The 14984-nt window shown below is 63.3% G+C and carries 10 protein-coding genes and 1 other RNA gene; 9 read left to right on the plus strand and 2 right to left on the minus strand.

The annotated features are described in order from the left end of the window. Window positions 1-3 precede the first annotated feature (3 nt). The gene (gene mutS, locus N3J91_01360) at window positions 4-2580 is read right to left on the minus strand and encodes a DNA mismatch repair protein MutS (protein ID MCX8155093.1); all 2577 of its coding nucleotides are present in this window, start codon (window positions 2578-2580) and stop codon (window positions 4-6) included. Window positions 2581-2694: 114 nt separating this feature from the next. Between mutS and ffs the strand changes: the two genes are divergently transcribed. The 8 genes from ffs (at window position 2695) to N3J91_01400 (ending at window position 12502) form a co-directional block, all read left to right on the plus strand. Continuing rightward, window positions 2695-2791, plus strand: an RNA gene (gene ffs / locus N3J91_01365) — signal recognition particle sRNA small type. Between the two features lie 58 nt (window positions 2792-2849). After that, the gene (dnaX, locus tag N3J91_01370; protein MCX8155094.1) at window positions 2850-4631 is read left to right on the plus strand and encodes a DNA polymerase III subunit gamma/tau; all 1782 of its coding nucleotides are present in this window, start codon (window positions 2850-2852) and stop codon (window positions 4629-4631) included. A gap of 30 nt (window positions 4632-4661) precedes the next feature. Then, window positions 4662-4973, plus strand: coding sequence for a YbaB/EbfC family nucleoid-associated protein (locus tag N3J91_01375; GenBank protein MCX8155095.1), 312 nt, complete (start codon window positions 4662-4664; stop codon window positions 4971-4973). A gap of 42 nt (window positions 4974-5015) precedes the next feature. Beyond that, entirely contained in the window at window positions 5016-5618 is a 603-nt protein-coding gene (recR, locus tag N3J91_01380; GenBank protein ID MCX8155096.1) for a recombination mediator RecR, read from the plus strand. A gap of 4 nt (window positions 5619-5622) precedes the next feature. Then, entirely contained in the window at window positions 5623-6246 is a 624-nt protein-coding gene (locus tag N3J91_01385; GenBank protein MCX8155097.1) for an HAD family phosphatase, read from the plus strand. After that, entirely contained in the window at window positions 6243-6998 is a 756-nt protein-coding gene (gene rsmI / locus N3J91_01390) for a 16S rRNA (cytidine(1402)-2'-O)-methyltransferase (protein MCX8155098.1), read from the plus strand. The genes N3J91_01385 and rsmI overlap by 4 nt, the downstream gene beginning before the upstream one ends. 48 nt (window positions 6999-7046) lie before the next feature. Next, window positions 7047-9968: a discoidin domain-containing protein gene (locus N3J91_01395; GenBank protein MCX8155099.1), complete on the plus strand. Its 2922-nt coding sequence runs from the start codon at window positions 7047-7049 to the stop codon at window positions 9966-9968. Between the two features lie 5 nt (window positions 9969-9973). Then, window positions 9974-12502: a prolyl oligopeptidase family serine peptidase gene (locus N3J91_01400; GenBank protein MCX8155100.1), complete on the plus strand. Its 2529-nt coding sequence runs from the start codon at window positions 9974-9976 to the stop codon at window positions 12500-12502. 6 nt (window positions 12503-12508) lie between these two features. On the opposite strand, the gene N3J91_01405 is transcribed toward N3J91_01400, so the two are convergent. After that, complete coding sequence (locus N3J91_01405; GenBank protein MCX8155101.1) at window positions 12509-13918, minus strand: cellulase family glycosylhydrolase; 1410 nt, start codon at window positions 13916-13918, stop codon at window positions 12509-12511. 191 nt (window positions 13919-14109) lie between these two features. On the opposite strand from N3J91_01405, the gene N3J91_01410 reads away from it, so the two are divergent. After that, entirely contained in the window at window positions 14110-14961 is an 852-nt protein-coding gene (locus tag N3J91_01410) for an ABC transporter substrate-binding protein (protein MCX8155102.1), read from the plus strand. Window positions 14962-14984: the final 23 nt, after the last annotated feature.

Here is a 14984-nt window from a genome sequence, read left to right on the forward strand (position 1 = left end):
GAATCAACTGGAGGCGAAGAGGTCCAGTTGCGGATTGGGTTCGAGCGACTGCAATTTTTCGCGTTCGGGGCGGTGCCGGGCGGGCTGGCGGACATTGCCTTCAGGGGTCAGTTCTGATTCCTCCAGGTTGCGCAGGATGACTTTGGCGCGGTCAATGACCGGCTTGGGCACGCCAGCGAGGCGGGCCACCTGGATCCCGTAGCTCTTGTCCGTGCCGCCCTCGACGATTTTGCGGAGGAAGAGGATTTTGTCCTGCCATTCCCGGACGGCCACGTTGAAGTTGGCAAGGCGGGGCAGGCGGGCGGCCAGTTCGGTGAGCTCGTGGTAATGGGTGGCAAAGAGCACCTTGGCGCCCACCACGTTGTGCAGATGCTCAACGATGCTCCAGGCCAGGCTCAGGCCGTCGAAGGTGCTGGTGCCGCGGCCAATTTCATCGAGGATGATCAGGCTGCGCCGGGTGGCGTTGTTGAGGATGTTGGCTGTTTCGCTCATCTCCACCATAAACGTTGACTGGCCGCGGGCCAGGTCATCGCTGGCGCCGATGCGGGTGAAGATGCGGTCCACCAGATCAATGCGCGCCTCGGTGGCCGGGATGAAGGAGCCGGTATGGGCGAGCAGGACCAGCAGGGCCACCTGCCGAAGATAGGTGCTTTTACCGGCCATGTTGGGGCCGGTGATGAGGGCGATCTGGCGGGTGACGCCGTCCAGAAAAACGTCATTAGGCACAAACCGCTCCTCCACCAGGGTTTGCTCCAACATGGGATGGCGGCCGTCGCGGATGGAGAGGATGCCCTCATCGCGCATTTCGGGCCGGCAGTATTGAAAGAGGCGGGCATTTTCCGCAAAGGTGGCGAGCACATCGAGCTGCGCGAGGGCGGCGGCGGTCTGTTGCAGCCGGGGCAGATGGCGCAGGACCTCGCCCCGCACCTCTTGAAACAGCTCGTACTCCAGCCGGGCGGCCCGTTCCTCGGCTCCCAGGATTTTGGCCTCCATCTGCTTGAGTTCGGGCGTAATAAAGCGTTCGCCGTTGGCGATGGTTTGCTTGCGCTGGTATTCTGGCGGCACCTTGTCGAGGTTGGCCTTGGTAACTTCGATGTAATAACCGAAAACGGAGTTGAAGCGCACTTTGAGCGACGCGATGCCGGTGCGTTCGATTTCCCGCTGCTGCAATTGGGCGATCCAGTCCTTGCCTCCGCGCAGGGCGCTGCGCAGCTCGTCGAGCTGGAGATGGAAGCCATCACGGATCAGGCCGCCTTCCTTCAGGGCCAGGGGGGGATCCTCGACTATGGCCCGGCCGATGAGGTCGGCCACGTCCGGCAGTTCGGTGATCTGGGCGGTCAACTCCTCGAGCAGTCCGGGGGGCTGGTCGGCGGGTGGTGCCGGGGGGGGCAGGAGGGTGGGTTCGGCGGCGCGGGACTGGGCGACGATGAGTTGTTGGAGCACCTCGCGCAGGGCGGGCAGCCGCAGCAGCGCCAGGCGGAGGGCCAGCAAATCGCGGGCGTTGCCGGCCCCGGTGCTGAGGCGGCTCAAAGTACGCTCCAAATCCCGGATGTCCTCCAATTGATCCCGGAATTGTTCGAGCAAAGTCGGGTTTTGGACCCAGGCCGCCACGACATCCTGGCGGCGGCGGATGGCCGGAGCATGGGCCAGCGGTTGGGAGAGCCAGTCCCGCAACCGGCGCGCCCCCATGGGCGTGCGGGTACGGTTGCAGGCGCCGTGGAGGGTGGCGGCCTTGGGGGCGTCCCGGTGCAGCGGTTCCAGCACTTCAAGGTGCCGCAGGGTGGTGGCGTCGAGCGTGAGAAACTCGCTGTTCTGGTAGTAGGTGAGCGCGGTTAAATGCGAAACATCGCGCCGCAAATGTTGGGTGAGATAATGCAACGCGCCGCCGGCCGCCCCCACGGCGGCCAGATGGCCGCGGAGACCGAAACCGTCCAGCGTGGCCACTTTGAAGTGCTCGCGGACGGTGTGGATGGCGGTTTCCGGGGCGAAGACCCAGTCCTCATAGCCGGTGAGGAAGCGATGGAGGGGGCGCAGGAGGGTTTGCAGGGAGGCGGCCTCGGCGGGGACGATGATTTCCGCGGGTGCCAGGCGCTCCAACTCGGCGGTGAGCTCGGCTTCGGTGGTCAGTTCAGTGGCGCGGAAACTGGCGGTGGTCAGGTCCACCACTGCCACGCCGAAGCGGCCTTCCAGGTGACAGACAGAGGCCAGATAATTATTGCGCTCCGCCTGAAGGAGGCGCTCATCAAAATGAGTGCCGGGGGAGAGAATCTGGGTGACCTCCCGCTTGACCAGATGCCCGGGGCGGGCGTCTTCCATCTGGTCACAAATGGCCACCTTGTGGCCGGCGCGGAGCAGCTTGGCGATGTAGCCGGAGGCGGCGTGGTAGGGGATGCCGCACATGGGCACCTGCTGGCGGCGGGTGAGGGCCAGATGGCAGACCTCGGCGCCGATTTGGGCGTCTTCGAAGAACATTTCATAGAAATCGCCCAGGCGAAACAGCAACAAGGCATCCTTGGGCAGCTCGCCTTTGATGCGGCGATACTGCGCCATCATGGGAGTCAGTTGTGTTTCTGAAGCCATCGCGGCGAAAGTTTAATCCTGCCGGCAAGGGGTAAAAGGAAAATCTCGCCCGGCAAATAAGAACTTGCGGGGGGCGGGGAGGTGGGGCTAAATGAGGGGGTGAATTTGGGAATTTGCCAGGGCCCATGGAATGCGGACTTACAAACCCCGTGAGGGCCGGAAGGCAGCAGCGGTAGTATGCTCAGCATGCGCCGTGGTCACCCTGGCATCCCTTTTAATTTAACTTCAGGCGGCGGCGGCAACGCCCCCGCGCGGCGTCCGGTAATTTCATGTCATACCAGGTTTTAGCACGCAAATACCGCCCGCAGCGTTTCAGCGAGGTGGTGGGGCAGGAACATGTCACGCGCACCCTGGCCCAGGCCATCCAGCAAAATCGCATTGCCCACGCCTACCTTTTCTGCGGCCCGCGGGGCACCGGCAAGACCACCATTGCCCGCATCTTCGCCAAGTGTCTGAACTGCACCGGCGGGCCGAAGGTGGACTTTGACGACGCGGACCCGAAGGTCATCGAGATTACCGAGGGGCGTTCCATGGACGTGCTTGAAATTGACGGCGCGAGCAACAACAGCGTCGAGCAGGTGCGGGAGCTGCGCGAGACAGTGAAGTACGCGCCGGCGTCGTCCCGTTTCAAGATCTACATCATTGACGAGGTGCACATGCTCTCCTCCTCGGCGTTCAACGCCCTGTTAAAGACGCTGGAGGAGCCGCCGCCGCACGTGAAGTTTTTCTTTGCCACCACCGATCCGGAGAAGGTGCTGCCCACCATTTTGTCGCGCTGCCAGCGGTTTGATTTGCGGCGGATTCCCGCCGCGCTCATCGTGCGGCAACTGGCGCGGATTGCGCAGGCGGAGGGTGTGGAGGTGGAGGAGGCGGCGCTGCAGGCGATTGCCCGCGGTTGCGACGGCGGCATGCGCGACGCGGAGTCGGCGCTGGACCAGCTCATCAGTTTCTGCGGCCGCAAGATTGTGGAGGCGGATGTCCTTTCCATGTACGGCCTCACCGCCCAGGCGCAACTGCTGGCGCTAGCGGGGGCGGTCCTGGCGGGGGACGCGGTGACGGCGCTGCGCGAGCTGGACGCCGCGGCGCAGGCGGGCAAGGACCTGGCGCGGCTGGTGGGGGATTTGTTGCGGCATTTCCGCAATCTGCTGATTTACCAGGTCTCCCAGGGCGATGTGAGCCTGCTGGAAGTTTCCGAGGCCGAGCTGGAGGCCTTGAAGACGCAATTGCAGGGGGTTTCCACCGATGCCCTCACCCGCATCATGGAGGTGTTGAGCGAATGCGAGCTGCAACTGCGGGAGGCGGCTTCGCGTAAAATCTTGATCGAACTGGCCTTGTGGAAGGCCTGTCAGGCGCGGCAGGCGGTGAGCGTGGAGGCCGTGCTGCAACAGTTGCAACGGTTGCGCACGGAGGCGGCGGGCAGCGGCGGCCCGGCCACCGCCCCGGCGGCGGCCATGCCGTCAGTGGCTTTGCGCGCCGCGGTGGAGGCGCAGGCCGCCAGGGCTTCCCGGCCCGCGCCGGTTTCCGCGCCGGCCAACGGCCCGGCCATGCCACCTTCGCCGGCGCTGCGTTCGCTGGACAATGGCCGGCTGGAGGGAGCGGCCTTGCAAGAGCTGTGGGCGGCGCTGATGGCAGAGATGCAACAACAAAAGCCCGTATCTTATCCGAGTTTTGCTCCGGCTTTCCCGGTTTCCTTTGAGCGGGGCGATTTGGTGATTGGGTTTCCTCCCGCCTATGCGGCCCAAATGAATCTGGCCAGCGCGCCGCTCAACCAGACGTGGCTGGTGCAGCGGCTGGCGGCCATGGGTTATCCGGAGGTACGGCTGAAATTGGTGACGGCCGAGCCACCCGCGGCGGCGGTTGCTCCGGCTCCCGCGTTGCCGGCTTCGGCACCGGCTCCTGCCGCCCCGGCGGCCGCTCCGGCACCTGCGGCAGCCCCCCGGCCGGCGCCGATGACCCTGAACGATTTCAAGAACGATCCGCAGATTGCGCGCGCCTTGGAGTTGTTTCGGGGCGTGCTGCGCCAGGTGGCTTATCCTTCGGCCCCTTCCTAAACCGAGGCTTCCGGCCTAAACTCTACACGCATGTCGAGCATTGGAAAACTCATGAAGCAGGCTGCGCGAATGCAGCAGCAGATCACTTTGATCCAACAACAACTGGCCCAGCAAACCGTGGAGGCGACCAGCGGGGGCGGCGCCGTCAAAGCCGTGGCGACCTGTGACGGCCGCCTGAAGTCCATTCGTCTGGACCCGCAGGCGCTTAATCCTGCGGATGCCGAGGTGCTGGAGGATCTGGTGTTGACGGCGGTGAATCAGGCGCTGGATCAGGCCCGGAAAATCAATGAAACGGAAATGCAGAAGGTTACCGCCGGATTTAACCTGCCGGGGCTGACCTGACCGGCCGGAGCGTGGCGCTGATGCGAGTGCTCCTCTTTTTCCATGGCCGCTCTGCCTGAATCCTTGCAGCGCCTGGTGGGGGCGCTGAGCCAGTTGCCCGGCATCGGGCCGCGCTCGGCGGAGCGGCTGGCTTTGCATCTGGTCCAACGCGAGCCGGAGGCCGTCAAAGTGCTGGCCACGGCACTCCTGGAAGCGCGTGAGAAGGTGCAGGCCTGCAATCAATGCGGTGGATTAACGGAAATCCAGCCCTGCCCCTTGTGCGCCGACCCCCGGCGGGATGCCTCGCTCCTCTGCGTGGTGGAAACGCCGGTGGACATTTTGCGGCTGGAAAAGGCCGGCGCGTATCGGGGGTTGTACCATGTTTTGGGAGGGCGGCTGTCGCCCACCACTGGCATTGAGCCGGAAGATTTGCGGATAGCAGAATTGGAGGCCCGAGTGGCGGAGGGGGCGGTCAGGGAGGTGATCCTGGCGCTGGGGAGTGACGTGGAGAGCGATGCCACCTGCTATTATTTGGCCCGGCGGCTGGCAGGGCAGGGGGTGCAGGTCACGCGGCTGGCTCAGGGCCTGCCGGCCGGAGCCGGGCTGGAGCTGGCGGATGAGATCACCCTTTCCCGGGCGCTGGAGGGCCGCCGGCAGGTGGAATGATGGCATGAAACCGAAGATTGTGGTTTTTGATTTGGGGAACGTGCTGGTGGATTTTGATTACCGCGAATCTGCGCGGGCGCTGGCCGGGCAGGCGAGCGTTTCGGCGGAGGAAATCTACCGATTCCTGTTTGCCGATGGCTGGCTGGTGCAATACGAGATCAGCGCGATTTCCTACGAGCTGTTCTACACCGGGTTCTGCCGGGCCACGGGCTACCGCGGCACTCGTGAGTTTTTTGAGCGCTGGCTGGGGCGGGTGTTTGTGCCCATTGCCCCGATGGTGGAAATGCTGGAGCAAATCCGGGCGCGGGGATATCCCACCTGGTTGTTCAGCAACACCAATGATATCGCGGCCCGCTGTGTGCATGAGGATTTTGAGTTTTTCCGCCATTTTACCGGCTACATTTATTCCTACGAAATCCGCAGCATGAAACCGCATCCGCCCATGTATGAGGCGCTGGAGCAGCGCTCCGGCTGCCGGGGGGCGGAAATCCTGTATCTGGATGACCGCCCGGAAAATGTGGCGGCCGGAGTGGCGCGCGGCTGGCAGGGGCTGGTGCATGAGGATCCGGCCCGGACAGTGCCGGCGGTGTGGGCCATCCTGGACAACCAGCCGGCGGAGCATGCATGAGCGCGGTCCCCCCAGCCGCGGAGGCGGCCCTGCCGCCCTTGACGCCCGCAACGTTGTACCTGGTGGCCACGCCCATCGGGAATCTGGAGGACATAACGCTGCGGGCCCTGCGGGTGTTGCGGGAGTGCGATGTGGTGGCGGCGGAGGACACCCGGCATTCGGCCCGCCTGTTGCAGCATTACGGCATCCGCAAGCCCATGCTGAGCTGCTTCAAGTTCAACGAGGCGCGTCGCAGCGAGGCCATTTTGCAGCGGCTGGCGCGCGGGGAAAAAGTGGCGCTCATCACGGACGCCGGCAGCCCCGGCATCAGTGATCCCGGGGAACGGGTGGTGCAGGCCGCGCGCGCCGCGGGTTACCGGGTGGAAGCGGTGCCCGGCCCCTGCGCGCTGGTGGCGGCGTTGACGGTGAGCGGACTGCCGACAGATGAATTTCATTTTGTGGGATTTTTGCCGCACAAAAGCGGGGCGCGGCGCCGGCGGTTGGAGACGCTGCGCGATCTTCCGGGCACGCTGGTGCTTTACGAATCCCCCTTTCGCATCCAGCGGTTGCTGGAGGAATTAGCCGAAGTGTGCCCCGGGCGGGAGGTGGTGCTGGCACGGGAATTGACCAAGAAGTTCGAGGAGATTCTGCGTGGCCGTCCGGCTGAACTGCTGGAGCGCGCCCGGCAGCGGCCGTTGAAGGGGGAGTTTGTCGTGTTGGTCTCAGGGCCAACATATCCGGCTTGCCCGGCCTCCGATGAAACCTTAGCATGAGGCGGTCTCCCCGCCCGGGCGTCAGGCTGGCAGCGGGGGGTGCTACTTATGCGCAAGACAGGCAACGCAGGGCGCAGCGGATGGCTCGCCGTGGGCTTGCTGGCGGGTGCGATTTGGGCGCGCGCCGAAGCGCCGGTGACGCGCCTGGAGGCGACGGCCTGGCGGCAACTGATCACGTCCAATTACCTGCTGGAGGCTTATGCCGATCTGGCGGTGGCGCAGCATACCAATCTGACGCGCGAGGCCGATGCCGCAGGCGGCTGCGATGGCGTCATCAACGGGGGCTGGGGCTTCCATACCGGCGAAGATGCCACGCCCTGGTGGCAGGTGGATTTGCAGCAGATTTACAGCCTGGGGCAGGTGGTGATCTGGAATCGCACGGACGCCGCCGAGCGCGCGCGCGAGCTGGAATTGTATTTGTCGCTGGACGGCCAGCAGTGGCGGCGCGTTTATGCGCATGATGGGCGGGTCTTCAAAGGCCATGCGGATCGCAAGCCGCTGGACATCAAGTTGAACGGTGAGCGGGGGCGCTACGTCCGCGTGCAACTGCCGGCGCGAGGGTTTCTGCATCTCGACGAAGTTGAGGTTTTTGCGGTGGGGCATCCGCGGCAAAACGTGGCCTTGGGCCGGCCGGCCAGTCAATCCAGTATTTCCCGCTGGTCCCGCAACAATCTGGCGCCGCAGGAGCCTGACTGGCGCGCCGTCACCGAGCGGGTGCATGCCTACTGCCGGTTGCGGCTGGCCGAGCTGCGGCAGGAGGGGGTGGATACCACGGCGCTGGAAGCGCAGTGGCAGCGGCTATTGGCGGAGTTCGGCGCGGCGCCGGCCCGTGCCTACACACGCGAGCATTACGTGGCGGCGCGGTGGGTGCAGCGGCAGATCGTCCTGGCCAATCCGTTATTAAACTTTGACACGCTGGTGTTCAACAAACGGGCCCCAGCTTCGTTCAATCACATGTCCGACCAGTATTACGGCTGGTGGAGCAAACCCGGCGGCGGCATTTATCTGTTGCGGCATTTCAAGAGTGAAACGCCGGAAGTTATCTGTTTGACCACGGCCTTCACTGCGCCGGGCAGTTTTCTGCGGCCCACCTTGTCTTACGACGGGCGTAAAATCCTCTTTGCCTGGTGCCGGTATTACCCGCATTTGCACAAGGAGACCAACAAGCTCGACAAGGCCAACGTGCCGGAGGACGCCTTTTACCATCTCTTCGAGATGAACGTGGACGGCTCCGGCCTGCGGCAGTTGACCTTCGGGAAATATGATGATTTTGACGGGCGTTATTTGCCGGACGGGCGCATTGTCTTTTTGTCCACGCGCCGCGGCCAGGCGCTGCAGGTGAACAAGGCCACGGCACGCCAGTCCGTGGAGCGAGCGGCCCAGCCGGATATTTATGTGCGCTGCGGCGGCGGGCCGGAGCGGCCGGTGGCGGTGTACACCCTGCACACCATGAAGGCCGACGGCTCGGACCTCACGGCCATCTCGCCGTTTGAAATGTTTGAGTGGACGCCGGAAATCGGGCACGACGGCGCGATTTTATATTCCCGGTGGGACTATGTGGATCGGGACAACATGCCGTACATGGGCTTGTGGGCGATGAATCCCGACGGCACGAATCCGCGGGTGGTTTATGGCAACTACACCGTGGCGCCGCATTGCGCATTTGAGCCCAAGCCCGTGCCCAACAGCCGGAAAATTGTGTTCACGGCGTCCGGCCATCATTCACAAACGATGGGCAGCCTGGTGCTGCTGGATCCGAGCGTGGGCACTGAAGGGCCGGCGCCCATCACGCGGCTGACGCCGGAGGTGCCGATGCCCGAGGTGGAGACGTGGCCTAAAACTTATTATGCCAGTCCTTGGCCATTGTCGGAGCGGTTTTATTTGGTGGCCTGGAGTTTTGAGGGGGTGTCGGTGCCCGGGCCGGAGGGGTGGGAGCGATGGCATGCCGTGCAGCGGCCGGACAACAGCATGTCCTTGTACCTTTATGATGCCATGGGGAGCCGGGAGTTGATCTACCGCGACCCTCTTATTTCCTCCCTGGAACCCATCCCGCTGCGGCCGCGGTCGGTGCCACCGGTGCTGGCCAGTCAGGCGCAATGGGACGTTGCCAGCGAGGGGCGGTTTCTACTGACAGATGTGTACCAGGGCTTGCAAACGGTGCGGCGGGGGGACATCAAAGCGTTGCGCGTGGTGGCCATTCCGCCCAAGACCCACCCCACCATGGATTATCCAAACATGGGGCTGACCAAGGACGATCCGGGCAAACTGCTGCTGGGTACGGTGCCGGTGGAGGCCGATGGCTCGGCTTATTTCCGCGCGCCCGCGGGCGTCATCGTGTTTTTCCAGGCATTGGATGAGCGGGGGCTGGCCGTGCAAACCATGCGCAGCGCCGCGCATGTGCAGCCGGGGCAGACGTTGAGCTGCGCCGGATGTCACGAGCATCGCTCCACGGCACCGGCCAGCCGCCGGGTGCTGGCGGCCCTGCGGGAGCCCTCGCGTCTTACGCCTGGCCCCGAGGGCACTTGGCCCCTGCGTTTTGATCAGCTCATTCAACCCATGTTAAATCGGGATTGTGTCGGCTGCCATTCGCCCACCTCTGTCCATGGGGCCGCGCGCAAAATCAACCTGACCCCGGAGGCGGCGTATGAGCAGCTCACCCGATACGGCAAGCCCAGCCTGCTCAAGCTGGTGAAGGACGGTTACGCGCGCGGCTACTCGATTGAGGGGGAGGGCGTGGCGCAACGCAGCGCGCTTTTGCAATTTTTGCAGAAGCCGGACACCCCCTGCGGCAAACCGGCCCTGACGCCGGCGGACTGGGAGCGGTGGGTGGTGTGGATGGACCTTTACGCCCAGCGCCGCGGGGCGTTTGACGAGCAGCAGGAAAGGGAGCTGCGGCGTTATCGCCAGCAGTGGGCGGATCTCCTCCAAGAACGCCCGAGCGTCCCGGCGGGCCAGTTGTCTTCACGCTGATTTTTATGCATCGCATGTTGAGGGTCTGGTTCTGCTGCCTGGCGGCGGCCCTGGCATTTGACCACGCCGGCCTGAACGCGCAAATCACCCGGGAGGACTACCAGCGGGCCTTTCAGTGGTCGCGGCTTTGTGAGGGCAAGGTGTTAAACGCGCGCCTCACCCCCAACTGGTTTGCCCAGGGTGAGCGTTTCTGGTATCGCAAGGAGCTGGCAGGTGGCGGGCGCGAATTTATCGTGGTGGATGCGGTGCGCGGCGAACGCCGGCCCGCGTTTGATCATGCCCGGGTGGCGGAAGCCCTGGGACGCGCCTTGAACCGGGAAATTCCTGCCCGCCGCCTGCCCCTGGATGCCCTGGAATGGGAGGATGGCGGGCAATGGGTGCAATTCCGCGCCGAAGGGAAAAACTGGCGGCTGACGTTATCCAATTACGCGCTCGTTGAAGTGGCGCGGGAGGCCCTCAACCCGCCCACCCTGGCCGAGTCGCGCAATGTGCGTCCCTCCCGCCGCACCGGCGCGGAAACCTCCATCCGCTTCATCAACCGCACCCGTCAGGAAGTCCGGCTATTCTGGATCAACCCGGAGGGCCGTCCGCAGCCGTATGGGTCCCTGGCGCCCGGGGCGGAGCGGGATCAGCACACCTTTGCCGGGCATGTCTGGCAGGTGACCGACGCCGACGGCAACACGCTGGCAGTGTTTGAAGCCACGGAGGACGGCGGCGATGCCCTCGTGGAAAACAACCGCCCGGCCGCCCCCGCCAGCGCCCCCGAGCCGGCCCGGCCCGTACGCCCGCGTGAGGGACTCTCGCCCGACGGCCAATGGCAGGCATTTATACGGGATGATAACGTGTTCGTGCGGCGGATGTCCGATCAACAGGAGTTTGCGCTGAGCACGGACGGCCGCGCCGAAGACCGCTACCAAGGCCGCTTCTATTGGTCTCCAGACAGCCGCAAGCTGGTGGTCATGCGCACCCGGCAGGGGGACATGCGCAAGGTTTACTATGTGGAATCTTCCCCCAAAGACCAGTTGCAGCCCAAATTACATTCGTACGATTACCTCAAACCGGGCGATCGGGTGCCGCAGCCCATGCCCCAACTTTTTGATGTGGTGCAACGCCGGAAAATCGAAATCAACTCGGAGCTGTTTGAGAATCCGTGGTCCAATCAGGAGGTCCGCTGGGCGGCGGATTCGAGCCGTTTCACCTTCGTGCACAACCGCCGCGGCCATCAAATCCTGCGGTTGATTGCCGTCAATGCCACCAACGGCCAGACCCGCGCCATCATAGACGAGCGCAGCGCCACGTTCATTGATTATTCGGGCAAGTACTTTTTGCATTATTTGGACAGAACCGGCGAGCTGATCTGGATGTCCGAGCGCGATGGCTGGAATCATCTGTATCTCTATGACGCGCACACCGGCACAGTGAAACACCAGATCACCCGCGGCCAGTGGGTGGTGCGCGGCGTGGAGCGGGTGGACGAAGAGCGCCGCCAAATCTGGTTCCGGGCGGGCGGCATTCACCCAGGCCAGGACCCTTACTATGTGCATTACGCGCGGGTCAACTTTGACGGCAGCCAGCTTACCCTGCTCACCGAGGGCAACGGCACCCACAGTGTGCAATTCTCGCCCGATCGCCGGTTTTTGGTGGATACATGGTCGCGGGTGGATGCCCCGCCAGTGCATGAACTGCGGCGTGCGGAGGATGGCCGGCTGGTCTGCGTGCTGGAACAGGCCGATGCCTCCGCCATGCGCCAGCTCGGCTGGCGGCCGCCGGAGCCGTTTGTGGCCAGGGGCCGCGACGGCCAGACGGAGATTTATGGCGTGATCTGGCGGCCCACCAACTTTGACCCGGCCAAAAAATATCCGGTGGTGGAACGTATCTATGCGGGCCCCCAAAGCGCCTTTGCCCCCAAAAACTTCCAGCCTTCCCATCAGGGACAGGCTTATGCCGAGCTGGGCTTCATCGTGGTGCAACTGGACGGCATGGGCACCTCCCATCGCTCGAAGGCCTTTCATGACGTGTGCTGGAAGAACCTCGGCGATGCGGGGTTTCCTGATCGCATTTTGTGGATTAAAGCCGCCGCGCAGAAGTATCCCTACATGGATCTGAGCCGCGTGGGCATTTTCGGCGGCTCGGCGGGCGGGCAGAATGCCGCGCGGGCGCTGATTGCCCATCATGACTTTTACCGGGTGGCGGTGGCGGATTGCGGTTGTCATGACAATCGCATGGATAAAATCTGGTGGAATGAGCAATGGATGGGCTGGCCGGTGGGGCCGCATTACGAGGAGCAGAGCAATGTGACGCAGGCGCATCGCCTGCAGGGGAGGCTGTTGCTGATTGTGGGCGAAATGGATGAGAATGTGGATCCGGCCTCCACCATGCAGATGGTGAATGCCCTGATCAAAGCGGACAAAGACTTTGATCTGCTGGTGATTCCCGGCGTGGGGCATGGCGCCGCCGAAACGCCTTATGGCAACCGGCGGCGCGTTGATTTTTTGGTGCGCCATCTGCACGGCATCGAGCCGCGCAATCTCTGACGGCGGTCAGGGCCGGGCCTGCAGCATCCGCAGCGCGAGATCAGGATCGTAGGCCGGCGTGGTCAGTGTGAGCAGCCCCCCGGCGTGCTGCACCGGTTGCGCGGGGGTTTTCTGGCCTGTGCGCGGATGCACCCATTCCACAGTGTAGGCGCCCGCCGGCACTTCCAGTTGCAATTGGGCCGCCTTGCCGCCAAAGAGATAAAGAGCGTACTGACGCCCCGGCTCGGCCAGCATTTGCACGTGGGCCTTTTCGGGAATGCCACCCTTCACCAGCTCCCGGGCCGGCCGCATTTTTACGAAATCCAGCGAATGAATGAACTGGGTGAGGATGCGCATCTGGCGGCGAAACTCCGGGTTGCCGCCCCCTGGTTGCTTGGCCGGATAGGCAAACGTGCCGTCCTCAAAGCCCACGGCAAACGAGTAATCCAGGTTGTTGTATAATCCGCCCCCGGCTAGAATAAATGCCCAGCCTTCCATGCGGTAATGAGTGTCATTGGTGCCCTTGAAGCCTGTCTCGTTGTCGCCGATGACCTTGTTCAGTTCGTAATTCATGGCCACTGTGTCCGGCGGGAAAGCGTAGTGGAAATTGAAGATGGAGACTGCAGGATGGGGGTCGGTCACTTTCGCCTTGTCATTGGCAATGTTCATCGAGATGAGATGTTTTACCCCCAGCTCCTTCTCGGTGGCCACAATGACATCCGCCATGTGTTTCTGCCAGGCCATGGTCACCCCGCCAAAGTACGGCTCATTACAAATCTCGTAATACAGGTTGTCGAAATCCTTCAATTCCGTAACGATTTTGCGGGTCATGGCCTCATGCACCGTCAGCAGCCCGCCGTGCCGGTCGAGCGTGTACACATTGGTGCGGGCCACGGCGCCGAGGCCCTGGATGTTATTCATGGCGTTTTGCGGACTCAGCCGCCATTGCGCCTCCTCGTAAAACGGGCAGAACAGATTCATTTCCACGACAATCCCATACCGCGAGGCGGTGGCCATGAAGTCCTTGAGCCGCCGGAAATAATCCTCATCCCAGCGATTTAGATCAAATTTGTTGCCCCCGTTGGCGTAGCCGGGCACATCGCTCCGCGCCCACGGGCAGAGGAACCGGCCGGCGGCGGGGGCGAGGGTGTTGCGGGTGATGTTAAAAGCACCCTGCGGCTCAACATACGCCCCGGTGAAAACCCGCGTGTTGTTCAGCCCGTCCTGGGCCAGGGTGTGGAGATATTTCACATAATTAAAATCACGGTTTAATACCGCGCCGTAATGCTCTGCCGAGGTAATGAGCACGGTGGGTTTGCCGCGAAAGAGAAAATAATGCGGATTTTCCGGATGCAGGGCCAGGGGAGTCAACCCGGTGGCGGCGCAAAGATTTACGGAGATTGCGGCGCAACTTAACCAGAAAAACAGAGATTTCATGGTCTGGTTTATACAATCAGACCAGGGTGCCGGCCAAGGGCATTGATGGGGGATTTGCGCCCACCTCACGGCCATGCCTCCAGGCTGATAAAGGGTGTGTGTCTTCCCGGCTGTTCGGCCCCGGGCCGTTGCAGGTCGCCGTCGGCGCATCCATGCTTGCATGGGGGGGGCGCTGTTTCTACCTTGCCTGCATGAATGAACGAGTAGTCACGCTGGGGCATTCGCCGGACCCGGACGATGCTTTCATGTTTTACGCGCTGGCCCGGGAGCTGCTGCCGACGCCGGGTTTTCGTTTTCAACACATTTTGCAGGACATCCAGACGCTCAATGAACGCGCCACCCGCGGCGAGCTGGATGTCTCGGCCATCAGCATTCATGCCTACGCGTATGTTTGTGACCAATATGCTTTGTTGCCCAGCGGGGCCAGCATGGGGGATGGTTACGGGCCGATGCTCGTGGCCCGGCAGCCGCTAAGCCGGGAGGAAATCGCCCGGCGGCGCATCGCGGTGCCGGGAGTGATGACCAGCGCCTTTCTGGCCTTGCAGCTTTGGCTGGGACGTTCCGCGCGGGAGTTTGATTATGTGGTGGTTCCCTTTGACCAGATTTTTGCGGCGGTGCGCCGCGGCGAGGCCGAGGTGGGGCTTATTATTCACGAAGGCCAGCTTACCTATCAAAACGAGGGCCTGGTGGTCTGTGAGGATTTGGGCGTGTGGTGGGGCCGGCAGAACGACGGCCTGCCGTTGCCGCTGGGCGGCAATGTCATACACAAACGTTTCTCGGTGGCAGACCGTCAGCGCGTCAGCCGCTGGCTGAGCGATAGCATTCGTTACAGTCTCGAGCACCGGGCGGAGGCGGTGGAGTACGCCCTGCAATTTGCCCGCGACATGGGCCGCGAGCTGGCGGACCGCTTTGTGGGCATGTATGTCAATCATTGGACGCTGGATTACGGCGAGCGCGGGCGGGAAAGCATCCGGCGTTTTCTGGGCCAGGCTTCTGCCCGGGGGTTGATCCCCCGCGCGCCGGAGCTCGAATTTGTCAGTTGAGCGCATTTTGCGCCTAATCAGGA

It is taken from the genome of Verrucomicrobiia bacterium, assembly GCA_026414565.1.
Lineage (GTDB): Bacteria > Verrucomicrobiota > Verrucomicrobiia > Limisphaerales > Fontisphaeraceae > Fontisphaera.